General features: G+C 67.4%; 16 protein-coding genes and 4 pseudogenes. 4 read left to right on the top strand and 16 right to left on the bottom strand.

The window, feature by feature from the left end; all coding sequences use genetic code 11:
• The first annotated feature begins 238 nt into the window (after positions 1-238).
• Positions 239-1060: a hypothetical protein gene (locus H0I39_RS04375; RefSeq protein WP_180549692.1), complete on the top strand. Its 822-nt coding sequence runs from the start codon at positions 239-241 to the stop codon at positions 1058-1060.
• A 21-nt stretch (positions 1061-1081) separates the two neighbouring features.
• Here H0I39_RS04375 and gluQRS read toward each other — a convergent pair.
• From gluQRS to H0I39_RS04360, 3 genes and pseudogenes are all read right to left on the bottom strand, one after another.
• Positions 1082-2034 (bottom strand): annotated as a pseudogene (gene gluQRS / locus H0I39_RS04370) (tRNA glutamyl-Q(34) synthetase GluQRS).
• 162 nt (positions 2035-2196) lie between these two features.
• Positions 2197-3253: pseudogene (locus H0I39_RS04365) on the bottom strand (NAD(P)/FAD-dependent oxidoreductase).
• A gap of 9 nt (positions 3254-3262) precedes the next feature.
• A complete protein-coding gene (locus H0I39_RS04360; RefSeq protein ID WP_180549691.1) occupies positions 3263-4198 on the bottom strand; it encodes a LysR family transcriptional regulator in 936 nt (311 codons plus the stop codon).
• Between the two features lie 105 nt (positions 4199-4303).
• Between H0I39_RS04360 and H0I39_RS04355 the strand changes: the two genes are divergently transcribed.
• Both H0I39_RS04355 and H0I39_RS04350 read left to right on the top strand, forming a co-directional pair.
• The gene (locus tag H0I39_RS04355; protein ID WP_180549690.1) at positions 4304-5005 is read left to right on the top strand and encodes a pirin family protein; all 702 of its coding nucleotides are present in this window, start codon (positions 4304-4306) and stop codon (positions 5003-5005) included.
• A gap of 185 nt (positions 5006-5190) precedes the next feature.
• A complete protein-coding gene (locus H0I39_RS04350; RefSeq protein ID WP_257645619.1) occupies positions 5191-5559 on the top strand; it encodes a DoxX family protein in 369 nt (122 codons plus the stop codon).
• Positions 5560-5802: 243 nt separating this feature from the next.
• On the opposite strand, the gene H0I39_RS04345 is transcribed toward H0I39_RS04350, so the two are convergent.
• The 5 genes from H0I39_RS04345 to H0I39_RS04325 all read right to left on the bottom strand — a co-directional run bounded on the left by H0I39_RS04345 (position 5803) and on the right by H0I39_RS04325 (position 8291).
• Positions 5803-6162 (bottom strand): hypothetical protein, encoded by a 360-nt coding sequence (locus H0I39_RS04345; protein WP_180549689.1) that lies wholly within the window; start codon positions 6160-6162, stop codon positions 5803-5805.
• Between the two features lie 105 nt (positions 6163-6267).
• A complete protein-coding gene (locus H0I39_RS04340) occupies positions 6268-6633 on the bottom strand; it encodes a roadblock/LC7 domain-containing protein (RefSeq protein ID WP_180549688.1) in 366 nt (121 codons plus the stop codon).
• The gene (locus H0I39_RS04335; RefSeq protein WP_180549687.1) at positions 6630-7022 is read right to left on the bottom strand and encodes a roadblock/LC7 domain-containing protein; all 393 of its coding nucleotides are present in this window, start codon (positions 7020-7022) and stop codon (positions 6630-6632) included. Before H0I39_RS04335 ends, H0I39_RS04340 begins: the two co-directional genes overlap by 4 nt.
• A 50-nt stretch (positions 7023-7072) precedes the next feature.
• Positions 7073-7561 (bottom strand): GTP-binding protein, encoded by a 489-nt coding sequence (locus tag H0I39_RS04330; protein ID WP_257645618.1) that lies wholly within the window; start codon positions 7559-7561, stop codon positions 7073-7075.
• A gap of 16 nt (positions 7562-7577) precedes the next feature.
• Positions 7578-8291 (bottom strand): hypothetical protein, encoded by a 714-nt coding sequence (locus H0I39_RS04325; RefSeq protein ID WP_180549686.1) that lies wholly within the window; start codon positions 8289-8291, stop codon positions 7578-7580.
• Between the two features lie 326 nt (positions 8292-8617).
• On the opposite strand from H0I39_RS04325, the gene dnaE reads away from it, so the two are divergent.
• On the top strand, positions 8618-12115 hold the full coding sequence (dnaE, locus tag H0I39_RS04320) for a DNA polymerase III subunit alpha (RefSeq protein ID WP_180549685.1): 3498 nt from the start codon (positions 8618-8620) through the stop codon (positions 12113-12115).
• Positions 12116-12348: 233 nt separating this feature from the next.
• On the opposite strand, the gene tolA is transcribed toward dnaE, so the two are convergent.
• The 8 genes and pseudogenes from tolA to ribBA all read right to left on the bottom strand — a co-directional run bounded on the left by tolA (position 12349) and on the right by ribBA (position 18616).
• A complete protein-coding gene (tolA, locus tag H0I39_RS04315; RefSeq protein WP_180549684.1) occupies positions 12349-13455 on the bottom strand; it encodes a cell envelope integrity protein TolA in 1107 nt (368 codons plus the stop codon).
• 30 nt (positions 13456-13485) lie between these two features.
• Positions 13486-13905 carry an ExbD/TolR family protein gene (locus H0I39_RS04310; protein ID WP_180549683.1) on the bottom strand — a complete coding sequence of 140 codons (420 nt, stop codon included), beginning with the start codon at positions 13903-13905 and terminating at the stop codon, positions 13486-13488.
• 1 nt (position 13906) lies between these two features.
• Complete coding sequence (gene tolQ, locus H0I39_RS04305; RefSeq protein WP_180549682.1) at positions 13907-14641, bottom strand: protein TolQ; 735 nt, start codon at positions 14639-14641, stop codon at positions 13907-13909.
• Complete coding sequence (ybgC, locus tag H0I39_RS04300; RefSeq protein WP_180549681.1) at positions 14638-15054, bottom strand: tol-pal system-associated acyl-CoA thioesterase; 417 nt, start codon at positions 15052-15054, stop codon at positions 14638-14640. Before ybgC ends, tolQ begins: the two co-directional genes overlap by 4 nt.
• Before the next feature lie 11 nt (positions 15055-15065).
• A complete protein-coding gene (locus tag H0I39_RS04295) occupies positions 15066-16295 on the bottom strand; it encodes a pyridoxal phosphate-dependent aminotransferase (protein ID WP_180549680.1) in 1230 nt (409 codons plus the stop codon).
• A gap of 188 nt (positions 16296-16483) precedes the next feature.
• Positions 16484-16912: pseudogene (gene nusB / locus H0I39_RS04290) on the bottom strand (transcription antitermination factor NusB); the annotation flags it as partial.
• A gap of 80 nt (positions 16913-16992) precedes the next feature.
• A pseudogene (gene ribH, locus H0I39_RS21600) lies at positions 16993-17444 on the bottom strand (6,7-dimethyl-8-ribityllumazine synthase); the annotation flags it as partial.
• A gap of 77 nt (positions 17445-17521) precedes the next feature.
• Positions 17522-18616, bottom strand: a complete 1095-nt coding sequence (ribBA, locus tag H0I39_RS04280) for a bifunctional 3,4-dihydroxy-2-butanone-4-phosphate synthase/GTP cyclohydrolase II (RefSeq protein WP_180551680.1) — start codon at positions 18614-18616, stop codon at positions 17522-17524.
• Positions 18617-18993: the final 377 nt, after the last annotated feature.

The raw sequence follows: 18993 nt of genomic DNA, 5'->3' as shown, positions 1-18993 counted from the left end.
GCTGACTTTTAATCCGTTGGTCGCAGGTTCGAATCCTGCACGTCCTACCAGAAAAACGGCGCCAAGCCTCAAAAGCCCGCTACCTATTATGTAGCGGGCTTTTTGTTTTCTGGTGTGGTGACAATCGGACAACCGTTTCTTGCGATGGATGGGTGCGTTGAAACGGCCTGCGCTGGGGCCAACATGTTCGGCGTAGTACAACATCGTTGGCACCGATCAACCGTCATCAGCAAAACCGATGATCAAGTCTCTCTGCCTCACTCTGGTGCTGGCCTTCGCCGTCATGGGCCAGGCCATTGCGAAAGATCCTGAGCCACCCGTCACCATCGTCACAAGAGTTCTGGGATGGTCACCTTTTCCGCGCGATGCGCCGCTACCTCGGCTGCAGGTGGCTTTCGAAGACAACCCAGCCTTGGCGAAGATAACGGAGACGTATCTGGCTGCTCAAGGTTTTTCTATAGCCGGCCCTGATGGAGCGCATGATTACAAGGTTGCGCTCTCCGGCAACTTTGCTTTCGACCGTCCACGCACCAAACGCCTGTCAGTGCCCATCGGCAAACTGCTGGCCGATGAGCGAATGAAAGACACCTTGACGTCTTTGGCGGAGCTTTCTACGCGGGGGTATGCTGACCAGAATCTCGCGTCCAACCTGTTTCTTGTTCCTTTGGGCAAGACGGCGGTTCTCACAGGCCTGGGCACTGATCTGATGGAGATCATTTCCAGTCACATCGGGCTGTCTGGCGCGTTCAACAGGCTGGTTGTGGGTGACGAGCGTGGCGTCTGCATACCCATCCCGCCGGGTGCGTGTGACAAGTGGAATCACTACAACCAGCGCTTGGCCCTGAAGGCTGCTGTGATGGATGACAGGGGCGGCGTCGAAGAGGTTTCTGTGTCGATTTCGGCGAATCATCCGCGTCTTCTGCCCGCAGAACTGCTGGCGGAGGGACAGGCCAGAATCGCGTTGCTGCTGCTGCCCGAAGGCTTCCAGCCAACGTCCGGCCATAAGGACGTTCCACCGCCAGACAAGGACGCTCTAGCCACGGGCCTGCCCATGCAATGACCAGGGTTTCCGTTCTGGGGCTTACGACCGCCAGCGCGCCGCCCATTCGGCCGTCCATTCGGCCAGCATGTCCGCAAGCGTCGCGCCATCGGACGGGAGGGGCAAGTCGAGGGTTGACGCGGCCTGGGTCAGGGCGGCTGTGGGATCGGTCAGATCCAGCGCCTGGGCCCCGTTCTGCTTGCTCAGCTTCTGCCCGTCGGCAGCCAGCACCAGGGGGTGTGCAGGTAGCGTGGCGTTGGAACGCCGAGGGCGCGCTGCAGCAGGATCTGCCGTGGCGTGTTGTCGGCCAGATCTTCACCTCGCACGACGTGCGTGACGCCCTGTTCGGCGTCGTCGATGACCACGGCCAGTTGATATGCCCAGAGGCCATCGGCGCGGCGCAGCACGAAATCGCCAACCTCATGCTCGACGTCCTGCTGCTGTGGACCCAGCCGACGGTCGTGCCAATGCACCAAGTTCAAAGCCGTGGATGCTTCGTTGTCGATAGCTGTCAGCGCCCTTTCCGTGGGCGTTGGCGGCATTTTTGATTGGAGCGCGCAGTGTGCAGACGCCAGGCGCGCGCCGGCCTGGCGTGCAGGCCGCCGCGTTCGGGGCGGCAGGTGCCGGGGTAGGGCAGTTCGGCGCCACGCAGGCGACTGAGTCCGCGTGCGGCGTGCGCCAGTTCGATGTCCTTGCGTGAGCAGGCGCAGGGGTAGGCGAGGCCGGCATCGACGAGACGGGCCAGCGCGGCTTCGTAGAGATGGGTGCGATGCGATTGCCACACTGGCGGCGCATCGGGCACCAGCCCGCACGTTGCCAGTTGCTGCAGGATGGCCTGATCGGCCCCGGGACACAGCGCGGCGTGTCGACGTCTTCGATGCGCACCAGCCATTGCCCGCCGTGCGCTCGCGCGTCGAGCCAGCTGGCCAGTGCGGCCACCAGCGAGCCGGCGTGCAGCGCGCCGGTGGGGAGGGGGCGAAGCGGCCGATGTACATGGCGTTGGGCAAGGACCGTTGCGGTTCAGGTCATGGTCGGTTCTATCAAAAAATAGCTGCTTGCGCTTTCTGCTCGGTTGTTTCAATGGTTTTCTCTTGAAACCCTGGCGGGATATGCGCAAGCGACTATAAAATGAAAGCGCCCCTGGGAGCAAGCGTTGCTCAGGCGATGGCCAGGGCCAGCTCGGGCCCGAGACGAAGGCGTCCTCGACGCGGTGGCCGATGCACCAGTCGCCGCACAGGCCGACGCCTAGGCTGGCGTTCCACAGCCAGGGTTGCCCCAGTGGCTTCAGGGTCTGCGCCTCGCGCCACAGCACCGCTTCGGCCAGCGCGGGCGTGGCGCGGATGCCGGTGATTTCGGCGAAGGCCTTGGTCAGCTTGCCGATCACGCGGCCGGCATCGTCGTTCTCGTGTTCGCGCGACCAAGGGGGCTGGCCTGCACCGTCCAGCGTTCGACCGGCTCTCGGCCGGGCTTGGACGATTCGCGCGCCAGCCAGGCCACGCGGTGGTGGGTGCTGCGGGCGGCGTTCCATTGCGGGCCCAGGGTTTGCAGGCCGGGTTGCGAGGCGTTCGGGTAGGCCAGCATCAGGGTCCAGCAGGGCGCCATGTCAACGGCCGCCAGCGCCTCAGCCAGGCTGGGAAGCTCTGAAATCAATAGCAAGCTGCGCGCCTGTGATGCCGGTACGGCCAGGATGACGCGGTCGAAACCGGCATGCACCCGTTGATCGCCTTCAAGGCCCTGCGTGTGCAGTTGCCAGCGCGCGGGCACCAGCGCATCGCGTGCGATGTGGGTGACGCGCGTGCCCAGGTGCAGGGCGCTGGCGGCCTGCAGCGGCTCGGCCCAGCGCTGGGGCAGGCGGTGCATGGCCGGGATGGCGACCCAATGGGCGTCGCGCCGGGGCGGCGCGGCCTCGACCACGCGGCCGTGTTCGTCCAGCACGCGCACCGCGTTGGCGCTCCAGCGGCGCACCAGGTCGGGGGCGGTGGTGTCCAGCGCCTGGGTGAAGCGCGCATCGCGCACCGTGAAGTACTGCGCGCCGGTGTCGAAGCTGCCGAAGGGCGACAGGTGCGTGGCCACGCGCCCGCCGGGCTCGGGCGCGGCCTCGAACACCTGCACCGCATGCCCGGCGCGCTGCAGCGTGCGGGCGCAGGCCAGGCCGGCCATGCCGGCGCCGATGACGGCGAATTGACGACGCGGGGTGCGGTGTGAGCGGGCCATGGGCGAACTCTACATGCTGCCGTGCTGTTCGAGCAGCGCGCGCCGGGTGATGGGGCGCTCCAGCTGTTCCAGCCACCAGCTCAGGGCCTTGCCTGGGTTGGCGCTGGCGCGCCAGGCGTAGCTGAGCTGGGCAATGCGGGTGCTGCGTTCCACCCGCCGCGCCACCATCCGGCCGGTGGACAGGTACGGCCGCGCGATCGGCTCCGGCAGAAAGCCGGCGCCCAGTCCGCGCAGGTGGGCGTCGAGCTTGGCGGCCAGACTGGGCACGGTGAAGGTTTCCTGCCCCGACAGCAGGCCGAAGGATTGCGTGGTGCCGTTCTGCACCGAGTCGGCCACCACGATGCCGCGGTGCTTGAGCAGTTCCGTATCCGACAGCGGCTCCTCGGCCCGCGCCAGCGGGTGGTGCGGCGCCACGGCGTACACGAAGCGCACCTGCCCGAGCGGCTTGGCGCGCAGGTTGGCGGCGCTGGAGGGCTCCAGGATCACGCCGATGGCCAGATCGGCCTTGCCCGAGGTGAGCGCGCCGACGGTGCCGCTGAGGATTTCCTCGCGCAGGCGCAGGCGGGTGGGCGGGTTGAGGTTGAAGAAGTCGCAGCACAGCTCCATCAGGGCCGAATGCGATATCAGGCCGTCAGCGGTGATGGTCAGCTCGGGCTCCCAGCCGGTGGCCACGCGCTTGACGCGGTTCACCACGGCGTCCACCTCCTGCTTCAGGCGTTCGCCTTGCGCCAGCAGTTCGGCGCCGGCGGCGGTGGGGCGCGCTTGGCGCGAACTGCGGTCGAACAGCAGCACGTCCAGCGCGTCCTCGATCTGGCGCACGCGGTAGGTCAGGGCGCTGGGCACCATGCCCAGCGCGCGCGCCGCTGCGGCAAAGCTGCCCGCCTTGGCGATGGCGTTGAGGATGCGAAAGGCATCCGGGCTCAGGACGTCGGTCGGCTCGGCCATGGGGCATGTCTCCTTGATTCATTTTTTTGAATGATGCCATCAATGATGTGCGGTTTCAAAAACGCTGCCGCCACCTAAAGTCGAGGACATACAAGGAGTTCACACATGATCACGATTCGCAAATCACAGGACCGCGGCTACGCCGACCACGGCTGGCTCAAGTCATACCACAGCTTCTCGTTCGCCGGCTACTACGACCCGGCGCACATGGGCTGGGGCAACCTGCGTGTCATCAACGAAGACCGCATCGCTCCCGGCACCGGCTTCGGCGCGCATGGCCACCGCGACATGGAAATCATCAGCTACGTGCTGCAGGGCAACCTGGCGCACAAGGACAGCATGGGCAACGTCAAGGGCATTCCGCCCGGCGACGTGCAGCGCATGAGCGCCGGCAGCGGCGTGATGCACAGCGAGTTCAACCATGCGGTGGGCCAGACCACGCACTTCCTGCAGATCTGGATCGAGCCCAACGTGACCGGCATCGCGCCCAGCTACGAGCAGAAGACGGTGCCCGATGCCGACAAGCGCGGCCAGCTGCGGATGGTGGCGGCGTGCGAGCCGGAGGGCGATGCCGTGAAGATCCACGCCGACGCCGCCCTGTACGCCGGCCTGTTCGACGGCGCCGAAAGCACCGAGCTGGCCATCGACCCCGCCCGCAAGGCCTACGTGCACCTGGTGCGCGGCCAGCTGAGCGTGAACGGCCAGCGCCTCAGTGGCGGCGATGCCGCGCTGATCGAGCAGGAAAGCCGCATCCGCCTGGATGGCGGCCAGGACGCCGAGGTGCTGGTGTTCGACCTGGCGGCCTGACCGCCCACTTCCAGACGCTTCACCGAGTTTGTCTGCTCGCGCCGACCTGTCGCAGGTCGGCGCGGCCCGGCTGTGCCCGCTGGCGGCGCACCGTGGGCAGGCTCGCCCTTTTTCATCCCACTTTGTTGTCACAAGGAAACCACCATGAACGCACTGCAAAATCCCTGGCCCTGCTGGGTCGCCTGTTGCTGGCCTACGTCTTCATTCCCGCCGGCATCGGCAAGCTGGGTGCGGGCTTTGCCGGCACCGTGGGCTACATCGCCTCCAAGGGCCTGCCCATGCCCGAGGTGCTGGCAGCGCTGGCCATCGTGGTCGAGATCGGCGCCGGCATCACCTTGCTCGTCGGCTTCAAGACCCGCTGGTCGGCCCTGCTGCTGGCCTTGTTCACGCTGGGCGCGGCCGTGTTCTTCCACAACTACTGGGGCGTTCCGGCCGACCAGCAGATGGTGCAGAAGCTGATGTTCACCAAGAACCTGGGCATCGCCGGCGGCCTGCTGGCGATGGCGGCCCTGGGTGGTGGTGCGCTGGGGCTGGATGGCCGACGCAGGGGCTGAAACCCTCGGATTCCGCACGCTGGCCCCTTCGGGGGCCTTCTTTGGTTCCGGCAGTCTGGCGCCATCCATCTGCCATGGCCAGGGCGCTGGTGGACAGGGGTAATTTTGATGAAAAATGCCTGTATCGCCCGTTGATCAAGCGCACCAAGCTATAAAAAGTATAGTAAAAATGCCTCGATGGTGACCATGAAAAAGCCCCGGCATGCCGGGGCTTCGTTCATGCGATGTGGCGCGGGCGCCAGATCAGAAGTTCATTTCCTTGTCCACGTCCAGCACCTTGCGGCGGGCCATGGCCAGGTTGGCGCGCTGCTTGTCCAGCACGAAGTAGATGAACACGCCGTCCTTGCGCGCCGACGGGCGCAGGATGTGGTACTGCTTGCCCAGGGTGATCAGGATGTCCTCGATCACGTCGTTCAGACCCAGCGAACGCATGGTCTTCATCTTGGAGCGGATCACTTCGGTGTTGCCGGCGGCAGCCACTTCCAGATCGACGCCGGAGCCGACCGAGCCCAGCATCATGCCGCTGGCAGAGTCGACCACGGCCGCGCACATGGCGCCGTCCAGGGTCATCAGTTCGTCGAGGGTTTGCTTGATATTGGCCATGCCGCCTTTTCTCCGTTGGGTTGATTCAGCCATTGCGTGGGAAGTGATTCAGCAGGAGGGGCGCCACGCAGAAAAACGCCGTCTCCCGGTTGGAAACCGTGGGGTTTACAGCTCGTCCACCAGGCGGGCGAGTTCCTTGGTCTTTTCCTGCCACAGCGCCCAGTCGATGTCGGACTTCTGGCGCGTCAGCGTCACCAGCAGCATGCCGGTGCCGCAGGGCAGCAGCGTGATGCGGCCCTGCGCGTGCATCATCACCGAGGCCTTCAGGTCGCCCAGGTCCTTGAACTGGTGCGACAGGCGGTTGTACAGGCGCCAGTAGTCGCTGGCCGCTTCGGCAAAGGTCTGCACGCCTTCGATCTGGCCGGCGTGGTGCCACACCATGCCGGCCTCGATCTCGACCAGTGCGCAGCCTTCGAGCCCGGGCATCGCGGCCATGGACTCCAGCGCATCACGCAGTGCTTTCTGTGTCATGCTTCGGCCAGCGTGCGGGCAAACTGCGCGATGCGGTAGGCCACCTGGCCCAGGATGGCGCTGCCGTCGGCGATCACGTTGATCACCAGTTCGGCATCGTCGCGGTGCACGCTGTACACCATGGCGAAGCCGGATTCGGTGTCGATGGTCACGCTCTTGTTGCGGCCCAGGTTGGCCTCCTGCGACACCACCGAGCTGATGGCCGAGATCGAGCTGGCCATGGCCGCCACGCGCGCCGCATCGCCCGCGCGCATGGCCGAGGCCACGTCGAAGCCGTCGACGGTGGCGATCACCACGGCGGTGACGCCGTTGACCTCGTCGAGGAAGTTCTGCGCTTCGCGCGCGGCAATGACTTTCGCCGTCGGCGACAGTTTCAGATTCACGGACATGGCTTACTCTCCAAACATGCCGGCCTCGAGTTGGGCCAGCAGGGTATCGATCAACAGGATGACGTCATCGCGCTTGCGCACGTCGACCTCGAGCACCGGCAGCACGCGGTTGTGCCTGGCCAGCTCCTCGATGTAGTCGTCCATCGACGGCGAGGGTGTTCTCCCAGGCGGCCGATGCCGATGGCGCAGGGCATGATGTCCAGGTCGTCGGCAAAGCCTTCGAGGTACACGCGCAGGTCGGCCAGCGGGTCGGGGCGCGAGTTGTCGGTCAGGATGATCATGCCGAGCGCGTTCTTCGACAGGATCTTCCAGAGGAAGTCGAAGCGCGACTGGCCCGGCGTGCCGAACATGCGGATGCGGTCGCCGTTGTCCAGCGTGAACTGGCCGAAGTCCAGACCCACCGTGGTGCGTTCCTTGGTGTGCGACTGGTCGTTGTTGACCACGTCGGTCACGATGGGCGGCGTTTCGCTCACCGCGCCGATGGCGGTGGTCTTGCCGGCGCCCATGGTGCCGGTGAAGAGGATCTTGTATTCGTTCATGATGGCTGCAGCGGGATCAGAGGCCGAGGCGGCGGCGGATACCGGAGATCAGGCCGCGGGCAAACGTGGGGGCCGGCTTGGGCGGCGCGGCGGGCGCGGGCGCGCCGGCGGCGGCGGGTGCGGGGGCCGGCGCGGGCTCCTTCTGCACGTCCACCAGGCCGGTGGTCTGCAGGGTCGTCAGGAAGGCCTGGCACTCCTGCACCGGCTGCTGGCTGATGGTGGCCAGCTCGGCGGCGTTGAGCGCGCGGCGCGACAGCAGCGTGGCCATGCGGATGTGGTTCGGGTCGGAGCGCAGCAGCGCCGCCGGCGGCCAGCGCCGCAGCTTGAAGCGCACCGGGTTGATCGGCGCCGCCGGGGTCGTCGCCTCGGCCTCGACGGCATCGGGCTGCGTCGCTTCCTCGATCAGCGTGGCCGGGCGCGTCTGCAGCAGGTCGTGCTCGGTGGACTTGAGCCAGTCCTGCAGCCGGTCGGCGCGGATCGGGCGCTCCAGCGTGTTGGGTGCCTGGCCCGAGTTCATGCGTGTGAGGCGCAGCACGGCCTTGGCCATGGCATCCACGGCCGGGCTCATGCCCTCGTCGGTGGTGCCGTCGGCCAGCAGCGCGTCGTAGGGCGGTGCGGTGACGAAGGTCCAGCGGAACGCGTCGCCGTGCGCGTACAGGCGGAACAACGTCTGCACCAGCACCACTTCGGCGGCAGGTAGTTTGTAGGCGCCAAGCCTCAAGGTCGACATCGGTTTGTGATCGCTTTGTTCTGGGTTCTGAAGGGTCAGTCTGCGGCGCGCTGCAGCCATGGCTGCGGGCGGTGCGTTGCCTGTGGGTGATGCCTCATCCGACGTTCTGGCGGATACTCGCGAGGCACCTGGGCGACTGCTGGAAAGAAGTATATTTTTGACTTCACTCGCATCGGCGACTCGTTCAGCGCAATGTGCGCACTAATGCGCAGAAGCCCGCCGCAAGCCGCACAGGGCCTCGGCGCCTACCCTGCAACTAAGTCACACCCGCGTTGCAAGCGGCGTTCATCGCCACTTTGCAGACGCCTTGTTCACGCCCTCCGCCCATGTTTGTCCATCTGCGTTTGCACACCGAGTTCTCCGTGGTCGACGGCACCACGCGCGTCGACGACATGGTGGCCGCGGCCGCGCGTGACGGCCAGCCCGCACTGGCCATCACCGACCTGTCCAACCTGTTCGGCGCCATCAAGTTCTACAAGGCCGCGCGCGGCAAGGGCGTCAAGCCCATCATCGGTGCCGAGGTGCTGCTGGCGGGGCGCGATGCCGACAATGACCTGCCCTCGCGCGTGCTGCTGCTGGCGGCCAGTCACCAGGGCTACCTGAACCTGTCCGAGTTGCTGGCCCGCGCCTGGACGCAGGGCGTGGTGAAGGCCCAGGCCACGGTGCGCTGGGACTGGCTGGGTGAGCTTTCCGAGGGGCTGATCCTGCTGTCGGGTGCGCAGGCCGGCCCGGTGGGCCAGGCGCTGCTGCAGGGCAACCAGCGGCTGGCGGGCGATGTGGCGCTGCAACTGGCCGAGCTGTTTCCGCACCGCTTCTATCTGGAGCTGCAGCGCGCCGGCCGCGCCGACGACGAAGCGCACGTGGCCGCGGCCGTGCAACTGGCGGCACGGCTGAAGCTGCCGGTGGTGGCCACGCACCCGGTGCAGTTCGCGACGCCCGACGACTACGAGGCACACGAGGCCCGCGTGTGCATTGCCGAGGGCGAAATCCTGGGCAACCCGCGCCGCGTGCGCCGCTTCACGTCCGAGCAGTACTTCAAGTCCACGGCCGAGATGCAGGCGTTGTTCGCCGACGTGCCTTCGGCCCTGGCCAACGCGGTCGAGATCGCCAAGCGCTGCAACCTCACGCTGGTGCTTGGCAAGCCGCAGCTGCCCGACTTTCCGGTGCCCGAGGGCCACACCATCGAGACCTACTTCCGCCAGGCCTCCATCGACGGGCTGGAAGAGCGCCTGCAACACCTGTACCCCGATGCGGCGAAGCGCGACGCCGAGCGCCCGCGCTACCTGGAGCGGCTGGAGTTCGAGATCGACACCATCCTCAAGATGGGCTTTCCGGGCTACTTCCTCATCGTGGGCGACTTCATCAACTGGGCCAAGAACAACGGATGCCCGGTGGGGCCGGGCCGTGGCTCGGGCGCCGGATCGCTGGTGGCCTATGCGCTGAAGATCACCGACCTGGATCCGCTGGAATACAAGCTGCTGTTCGAGCGCTTCCTGAACCCCGAGCGCGTGTCGATGCCCGACTTCGACATCGACTTCTGCCAGGCCAACCGCGACCGGGTGATCGACTACGTGAAGGCCAAGTACGGCAAGGAGGCGGTGAGCCAGATCGCCACCTTCGGCACCATGGCCGCGCGCGCCGCCATCCGCGACGTGGGCCGCGTGCTCGACATGAGCTACATGTTCTGCGACGGCATCAGCAAGCTCATCCCCAACAAGCCGGGCCAGCACATCACCATCGACGGCGCGCTGAAGGTGGAGCCGCTGCTGGCCGAGCGCCTGGCCAAGGAGGACGAGGTCAAGACCCTGCTGGCGCTGGCGCAGAAGCTGGAGGGGCTGACGCGCAATGTCGGCATGCACGCCGGCGGCGTGCTGATCGCGCCCGGCAAGCTGACCGACTTCTGTCCGCTCTACCAGCAGCCCGGCAGCGAGTCGGCCGTGAGCCAGTACGACAAGGATGACGTGGAGGCCGTGGGCCTGGTCAAGTTCGACTTCCTGGGCCTGGCCACGCTCACCATCCTGGAGATAGCCAAGGAGCTGATCGTCAAGCGCCATGCGGGCCAGCAGAATTTCGCCTTCGAGAACATCGCGCTCGACGACGCCAAGACCTACAAGCTGTTCCAGGACGGCCGCACCGAGGCCGTGTTCCAGTTTGAAAGCCGCGGCATGCAGGGCATGCTGCGCGACGCGCGGCCGACGCGGCTGGAAGACCTGATCGCCCTGAACGCGCTGTACCGCCCCGGCCCGATGGACCTGATCCCCAGCTTCGTCGCGCGCAAGCACGGGCGCGAGCCGGTCGAGTACCCGCACCCGCTGGTGGCCGACATGCTGAGCGAGACCTACGGCATCATGGTCTACCAGGAGCAGGTGATGCAGACGGCGCAGATCCTGGGCGGCTACAGCCTGGGTGGCGCCGACCTGCTGCGCCGCGCCATGGGCAAGAAGAAGCCCGAGGAGATGGCGGAGCACCGCCTGATCTTCCGCGACGGTGCGGCCAAGAACGGCATCAGCGAGGCCAAGGCCGACGAGATCTTCGACCTGATGGAGAAGTTCGCCGGCTACGGCTTCAACAAGTCGCACGCCGCCGCCTACTCGCTGCTGGCCTACCACACGGCCTGGCTGAAGGTGCACTACACGGCCGAGTTCTTCTGCGCCAACATGACGGTGGAAATGGACAACACCGACAAGCTGAAGGTGTTGTACGAAGACGCGCTGAAAGAGGGCATGGCGTTCGAGCCGCCCGACGTGAACCGCGGCGGCTACCGCTTCGAGCCGGTGAGCGACACGCTGATCCGCTATGGCCTGGGCGCCATCAAGGGCACGGGCCAGCAGGCCATCGAATCCATCGTCGCCGCGCGCGAGGGGCGGGGCGAGGGCAACGCCGGCGGCGAGAGCGGGCCGTTCACCAGCCTGTTCGACTTCTGCCGCCGCATCGACCGCACGCGCGTGAACAAGCGCACCGTCGAGGCGCTGATCCGCGCCGGCGCCTTCGATTCACTGCACATGAACCGCGCCGCGCTGGCCGCATCCATCGACCTCGCCTTCGACTACGCCGCCGCCAACGAAGCCAACGCCAACCAGGGCGGCCTGTTCGACCTGATGGACGACGGCCACGGCTCCAGCGCGCAGGAGCCGGAGCTGCCGCAGGTGACGCCCTGGGGCGTGAAGGAGCGCCTGTCGCTGGAGAAGACGGCCATCGGTTTCTATCTGTCGGGCCACCTGTTCGACGAGGTGGAGCGCGAGGTGCGCCAGTTCGTGCGCCGCCGCATCGACGAACTGGTGGACAGCCGTGAGCCGCAGCTGCTGGCCGGCATCGTGGGCGACTTCCGCGTCATCAACGGCCAGCGCGGGCGGCTGGGCCTGTTCAAGCTCGACGACAAGTCGGGCACGCTGGATGCGCGCGTCGAGGAAGGCCTGCTGCACCAGCACCGCAACCTGCTGAAGGACGACGAATTCATCGTCGTCATGGCCAAGGCCCTGCCGGATCGCTTCTCGGGCGGGCTGCAGCTCAACATCACGCAGATCTGGGACCTGCCCACGGCGCGCTGCCGCTTCGGCAAGTTCCTGCGCGTGGCCGTCAACGGCAAGGCGCCCGATGTGCGGCGCCTGCTGTCGGAATACCCGCCGCAGGTCGAGCAGACCGAGCAGGGCGATCTGCTGCGCGGCCTGCCGGTGCGCCTGCTGGTGGAGCGGCGCGGCGAGAAGGGCGGCGTGATGGCGCAGATTCAACTCGGTGACCAGGCGCAATTCTTCCCCAGCGACGCCGCGCTGGCCAGCTGGATGGCGCAGGCGGATGAGGGGCGGGCCAGCGTGGTGTACGAGTAGGGTTGCCGATATGGGGGTATCGGTCTGCAGCGCTTATTGAGCGGGCGCTAGCGGACTGCTATATGGGGAGTATATGAGGAGCGTGGCGGATTTCCCCACCACTGGGCTGCATGCCGCTATGCGTTCAAAGCGATGACCAATGACCACGGCTGGCGCCGCATGACCAATGACGAACGGCCGCTTGGTCACTGAAGCGCAGCGAAGTCATTGGTCATTTTGAAAGCAAGTTCGCATCAGTCGCGCAGCCTGAAGGTGATCAGCATCGGGTTCCAGTAGCGCCCGTTGTCGGAGGGCAGCTTCTCGGTGCGGTCCAGTGCGCGCAGCACGGCGTCGTCCCACGACTTGACGCCGCTCGACTTGGTGACGCGGCGGCTGATGATCTGGCCCGTGGGACCAGTGCGCACTTCCACCTCGGCCACCGGGTTGCCCGGCACGTCGTCGGTGAACACGATGTTGGGCCGCACCGCGGCGCGAATGCGGCCGGCGTAGTTGCCCGACGGGCCGGCGTCGTGCTCGTCGTCGCCACCCGCCGTGCCGCCACCCTTGCTCCGGCCGGCGGCGCTGCCGCCCTCGGCGCCCGCACCCGCCAGCTTGGCCAGGCGCGCCAGTTCCGCCTTGCGGCGTGCGTCGGATTCGCGCGCCTCGCGCGCGGCGGTGGCCTTGGCTTCGGCGGCGGCCTTGGCCTTGGCGTCGGCCACCGCCTTGGCCTTCGCTTCGGCCTCGGCCTTGCGTTCAGCCTCCGCTTCGGCTTTCTTCTTCGCCTCGGCCAGCTTGCGTTGCTCGGCTTCCTCGGCCTTCTTCTTCTCGGCCAGCTTGCGCTGCTCTTCGGCCTTGCGCTGCTTTTCCTCGGCGGCTTTCTTCTGCGCCAGTTCGCGCTTTTCCTGCTCGGCCTCGCGGCGCTCCTGCTCGCGGCGGCGCTCTTCCTCGCGCTTGGCGGCGGCGGCCTTGCGGGCTTCTTCCTGCTTCTTCTTCTGCGCCAGGGCGATCTCGGCGTCGCGCTCTTCGTCCACCTGCGGCTTGGGCGGTGGTGGGGGCGGGGCCTTGGCGACGGGCTCGGGTTTGGCGCCTGGCTGCGGCTTGGGCGGCGGGGGCGGGGCGCGCTCCACCGCGGGCGCGGGCGGTGGCGGGGGTGGCGCGGCCTTGGGTGCGGCGCGCTGCACGGTGGGCGACCACAGCTCGGCCTCCACCGCGTCGTCCTGCGCGTCGCGCTGCCAGCGCAGGCCCCAGGTGAAGGCCAGGATCAGCAGCAGGTGTGCCAGCAGCGCCAGCGCCAGCGCGCGGCCCAGGCCGCGCGGCGGCGGCGGGGCAAACTCGTTGCGTTCGACGGTGGTGGCGTTCATGTACTGCTGGAACTCCTGCGTGCGCGGTGCTTACCTGACGGCCAGGCCCACGCGGGCCACGCCGGCCTGGCGCAGGCGCGAGGTGACGTCGATCACCTTCTGGTAGGCGATATCCTTGTCGGCGGCCACCATCACGGCCAGGTCGGGGTTGCCCCTGGCGGCATCGCTGATGGCGGCAAAGATGTCGCCCTCGCCCGCGTTCTGCAGGTTGGGGCCGTTCTTGCCGCCGTCGGCGGTGATGGCACCGTCGGCGGCAATCATCACCGTGACGGGGTTGTCGGGCGCCTTGCTGGACTGCCCGGAGCGCGGGATATTGATGCTGCCGGGCGTGATGACGGTGGCGGTGACCATGAAGATGATCAGCAGCACCAGCATCACGTCGATGAAGGGCACCATGTTGATCTCGTTCATGGCGCGGCGGCCGCGGCCGCGGGAGGCGACGTTGGGCATGTCAGTATCCGGTGGGGCTGCCGAACTGCGACGACGGGCCTGAAGAAGAAGCCGGCGGCGCCTGCACACCCAGGTTGCGCTGCAGGATGTTGGAGAACTCCTCGATGAAGGTCTCCTGCTTGATGGCAATGCGGTCGATGTCGCGCGCGAAGCGGTTGTAGGCCACCACGGCCGGGATGGCGGCGAACAGGCCCAGCGCCGTGGCCACCAGCGCCTCGGCAATGCCGGGCGCCACGGTGGCCAGCGTGACCTGCTGCAGCGCGCCCAGGCCGGTGAAGGCGTGCATGATGCCCCACACGGTGCCGAACAGGCCCACGTACGGTGACACAGAGCCGACCGAGGCAAGGAAGGACAGGTTGACCTCGGCCGCGTCCAGCTCGCGCTGGTAGCTGGCGCGCATGGCGCGGCGGGCGCCGTCGAGCAGCGTGCCGGCGTCGGCGATGCGGCGCTCGCGCAGCTTCTGGTATTCGCGCATGCCGCTGGCGAAGATGCGCTCCATGGGCCCGCCGTGCTTGGCGTTCTGCGCCGCGCTGGCGTACAGGTCGTTCAGGCTGGTGCCCGACCAGAAGTCGCGCTCGAACTCGTCGTTCTGTGCCTTGATGATCTTGAGCGCGCGCAGCTTGCGGAAGATGGCGGCCCAGCTGGTGATGGAGCCCACCAGCAGCACCAGCATGACCAGCTGCACGATGAAACTGGCGTTGACCACCAGGTGGAGGATGGAGAGGTCCTGATTCATGGGTGGAGCTTTTGCAGGATGTCGGAAGGAATGCGTGCCGGCTTCATGGTCTGCGCATCGACCCAGCCGGCGCGGATGGTGCCCTCGCACAGCAGCGTGCGCGCAGCCGTGCCGGGCTCGATGAGAAACGCCTGCTGGGCCAGCACCATGCCTGCCCTGCCGGCTTCTTGGAGCCGCGCGGTGACGACAAGTTCATCGTCCAGCCGCGCCGGCCGCAGGTATTTGAGCGCGGCATCGGCCACCACGAACATGCCGCCGGATTGCTCGCGCAGCGTACGCTGGTGGATGCCCAGCGCGCGCAGCCATTCGGTGCGCGCGCGCTCGAAGAACTTCAGGTAGTTGGCGTAGAACACGATGCCACCGGCATCGGTGTCTTCCCAGTAGATGCGGATCGGGAATTCGAACGCCGTCATCAACCCGCCTGTCAGGCCAGCACCTCGCGCAGGCGGGCGACGGCCGTCTCCAACTGCGCCATCGAATTGGCGGTGGAGAAGCGGATGTAGCGCGCCGTGTCGGCGTGGCCGAAGTCGCGCCCGGGCGTCACCGCCAGGTGCGCGCGCTTCATCAGCTCGAAGGCGAAATCCCAACTGCCGGCTGCTTGCATGCCGCTATTGTATTCGGAGCGCGCGGCGCTGTGCGTGCCGAACAATTTGTCACATGCCGCGCTGCAGTCGGCCCAGGCGTAGAAGGCGCCGTCGGGCGTGACCGGCACATCCAGACCCAGCGCATTGAGCTGCGGCACGAACCAGTCGCGCCGCGCCTTGAATTCGGCCCGGCGGCGTTCGTACTCGGCCAGGCTCTCGGGCTCGAAGCAGGCCAGCGCCGCGTGCTGCGACACGGTGCTGGCGCAGATGAACAGGTGCTGCGCGATCTGCTCCACGGTGCCGGCGATGCTGTCGGGCACCACCAGCCAGCCCAGGCGCCAGCCCGTCATGTTGAAGTACTTGCTGAAGCTGTTGATGCTGATGATCTGGTCGCTCAAACCCAGCGCGCTGTGGCTGTAGGTGTCGTCGAAGCTCAGGCCCAGGTAGATCTCGTCCAGCAGCGTGATGCCGCCGCGCTCGGTCACCACGTCGTGGATGCGCTTCAGCTCGTCCGGGTGGATCGAGGTGCCGGTGGGGTTGGAGGGCGAGGCCAGCATCACGCCGCGCGTGTGCGCACCCCAGGCCTGCTGCACCTTGTCGGCGCTGAGCTGGAAGCGCTCGGCCGGCGTGGACGGGATCAGCACCGAGCGCCCCTCGGCCATGCTGACGAACTGGCGGTTGCAGGGATAGCTGGGGTCGGGCATCAGCACCTCGTCGCCCGCTTCGATCAACGCCAGGCAGGCCAGCTGCAGCGCGGCCGAGGCGCCGGCGGTGACGACGATGCGGCGCGCCGGCACGTCGAGCCCGAAGCGCTGGCGGTACCAGCCGCTGATGCGCTCGCGCAGCTCGGGCAGGCCGGTGGCCTGGGTGTACTGCGTCTTGCCGTCGCGGATGGCCCGCTCGGCCGCCTCGGCCACCAGCGGCGGCGCGGTGAAGTCGGGCTCGCCGATGTTCAGGTAGATCATCGGCCGGTCGCTGCCGGCGGCCTCGCGCGCGATGGCGGCGGCCGACTTGGCCATCTCCATCACGTAGAAAGGCTCGATGCGCTGGGCGCGGGCGGAGATTCTCATGGCGTCAATGTACTTTCAATATGATAGCTGCTGGCGCTTTATATGCAATGGTTTCAGATGAAAAATCATCTGAAAACGGCTAATGACGGGCGCGAGCAGCTATCGTTTTCAATCAATGGCGAGCGCTGACGATGCGGCGTGGCGGCGAATGCCATGCACGTCGCGGGGCGCCCGGCCGCAGGCAGCTCTCAGGCCTTGGCGGCGCGGTCGGCTTCCACTTCGACGGTGCGCAGCCTGGGCGCGATGCCGTTGAGCACGGCGTTGACGTACTTGTGGCCGTCGGTGCCGCCGAAGTCCTTGGCCAGTTCGATGCACTCGTTCAGCACCACGCGCCAGGGCACGTCGGGGCATTTCAGGAACTCGTAGGCGCCGATCCACATGCAGCCGTGCTCGATGGGCGAGATCTGGCCCAGCTCGCGGTCGAGCAGCGGCACGATCAGTGCGTCCAGGTCGGCCGCCAGTTCGATGCAGCCGTGCAGCAGCGCGTCGTAGTGCACCGAGTCGGCCTTGTTGAAGCCCTGCAACTCGCGCGTGAAGGCGTCGATGACAGCCACGTCGCTGCCGCCGACGAAGTGCTGGTACAGGCCCTGCAGCGCAAATTCGCGCGCGCGAGCGGGCCGACTTGGTGGACGATTTGCGCGTGCCGGGGTTGGACGGTTTGGCGCCCGGCGTCTTTTTCGCGGTGCTCATTGGAGTTTTCTTTCAGCAGCGCCATTTCCACCGCCACGCGCGCCGCGTCCTTGCCTTTTTCGATCTGGCGCACGATGGCCTGCGTCATGTTCTCGGTGGTGAGGATGGCGTTGGCCACGGGCAGGCCGCTGTCGAGCGCCACGCGGGTCACGCCGGCGCCCGATTCGTTGGCGACCAGTTCGAAGTGGTAGGTCTCGCCGCGGATGATGCAGCCCAGCGCCACCAGCGCGTCCACGTCGCCGCGCCGTGCCAGCATCTGCAGCGCGCTGGCCACTTCCAGCGCACCGGGCACGGTGACATGGGTGATGTTCTCGTCGCGCACGCCCAGCGCCGTCAGCTCGGCCAGGCAGGCGGCGTGCAGGGCGTTGGTCACGCCTTCGTTGAAGCGCGCCTGCACGATGCCGACGCGCAGGCGGCTGCCGTCGAGGGAGGGGTATGGCCTTTGTCAGCGCCGAACATGCGGAGTCCTTTTCATATTGATGGTTGCAACGTGCACGGCCGCGCGACGCCAGGCGCACGGGCGGCCGGCGCACGCCTTATTCGGTGATGTAGCCGACCACTTCAAGCCCGTAGCCGCCGGCCATGCTGGGCAGGCGGCGCGGCGTGCCCAGCAGCTGCATGCGGTGCACGCCGCAGTCGCGCAGGATTTGCGCGCCCACGCCGTAGCTGCGCAGGTCCATGCGGCCGCGCGCGGGCGCGTGCGCTGCGCGCGCCGTGCCGCTGAACTGGGCCAACAACTGCTCAGCGCTTTCGCCGCAGTTCAGGAACACGGCCATGCCGCGTCCTTCCTGCTGCAGGCGCTTCAGCGCCGCATCCACGCTCCACGAATGCGTGCCGCGGCCGCTTTCCAGCACGTCGAGCACCGACAGCGGCTCGTGCACGCGCACGGGCACGGCGTCCTGCGGCTGCCACTGGCCCACCACCAGCGCCAGGTGCAGCTCGCCGCTGGGTTGGTCGCGGTAGGCGTGGGCGATGAACTCGCCGTGCGCGGTGCGCAGCGGGCGCGTGGCGATCTTCTCGACCAGGGTTTCGGTCTTGCTGCGGTGCTCGATCAGGTCGGCAATGGTGCCGATCTTCAGCCCGTGCTGCGCGGCGAAGAGCTGCAGGTCGGGCAGGCGCGCCATGGTGCCGTCGTCCTTCATGATCTCGCAGATCACCGCGGCCGGAGAGCAGCCAGCCATGCCGGCCAGGTCGCACCCGGCCTCGGTGTGGCCGGCGCGCATCAGCACGCCGCCGTCGACGGCCTGCAGCGGGAAGATGTGGCCGGGCTGCACCAGGTCGGCCGCCTGGGCATTGGGCGCCACGGCGGCCTGCACGGTGCGGGCGCGGTCGGCGGCGCTGATGCCGGTGGTCACGCCCTCGGCCGCCTCGATGCTGACGGTGAAGGCGGTGCCCATCTTGGTGCCGTTGCGCGCCACCATGGGCGGCAGCTGCAGGCGCTCGCAACGCTCGCGCGTCAGCGTCAGGCAGATCAGGCCGCGACCGAAGCGCGCCATGAAGTTGATGGCCTCGGGCGTCACGTGGTCGGCGGCCAGGATCAGGTCGCCTTCGTTCTCGCGGTCTTCCTCGTCGACCAGGATCACCATGCGGCCGGCGCGCAGATCGGCCACGATGTCCTCGACGGGCGAGATGGCGCTGGAGGCGGGGGCGGTGGGGGTGTGGGGGCGTTCATGGCGGTGGCCGGCCGCCGCGTCGGCGCCGGCGTGCGCCGAAGGGCGCACCTGCAAAGAACGGCACCGCGCGGGGGCCGCGTCGGTAAAGGGCGATTATCCCGCTTTGCCTGGGCCATCGTCGGTGGTGGGCTTGGCGTTGCAGGCTTGCTGTGGGAGCGGGCTTGCCCGCGATGAGCGTCATGAGGGAAGCAGGCGCGGCACCGCGGGCAAGCCCGCTCCCACAAAAGTCCTGTTTTGATAGCTGCTTGCGCTCGTGGGGCGGGCGCTGGAGGCTGATTTCATTCAAAAACCTGCGGTCGTGCCGCTGCGTGCATGGCGTGCTCAGCCCATAATCG

Origin of the sequence: Ottowia beijingensis (assembly GCF_013423955.1) — a bacterium.
GTDB lineage: Bacteria > Pseudomonadota > Gammaproteobacteria > Burkholderiales > Burkholderiaceae_C > Ottowia > Ottowia beijingensis.
This window is presented reverse-complemented; position numbering and strand designations above follow the sequence as displayed.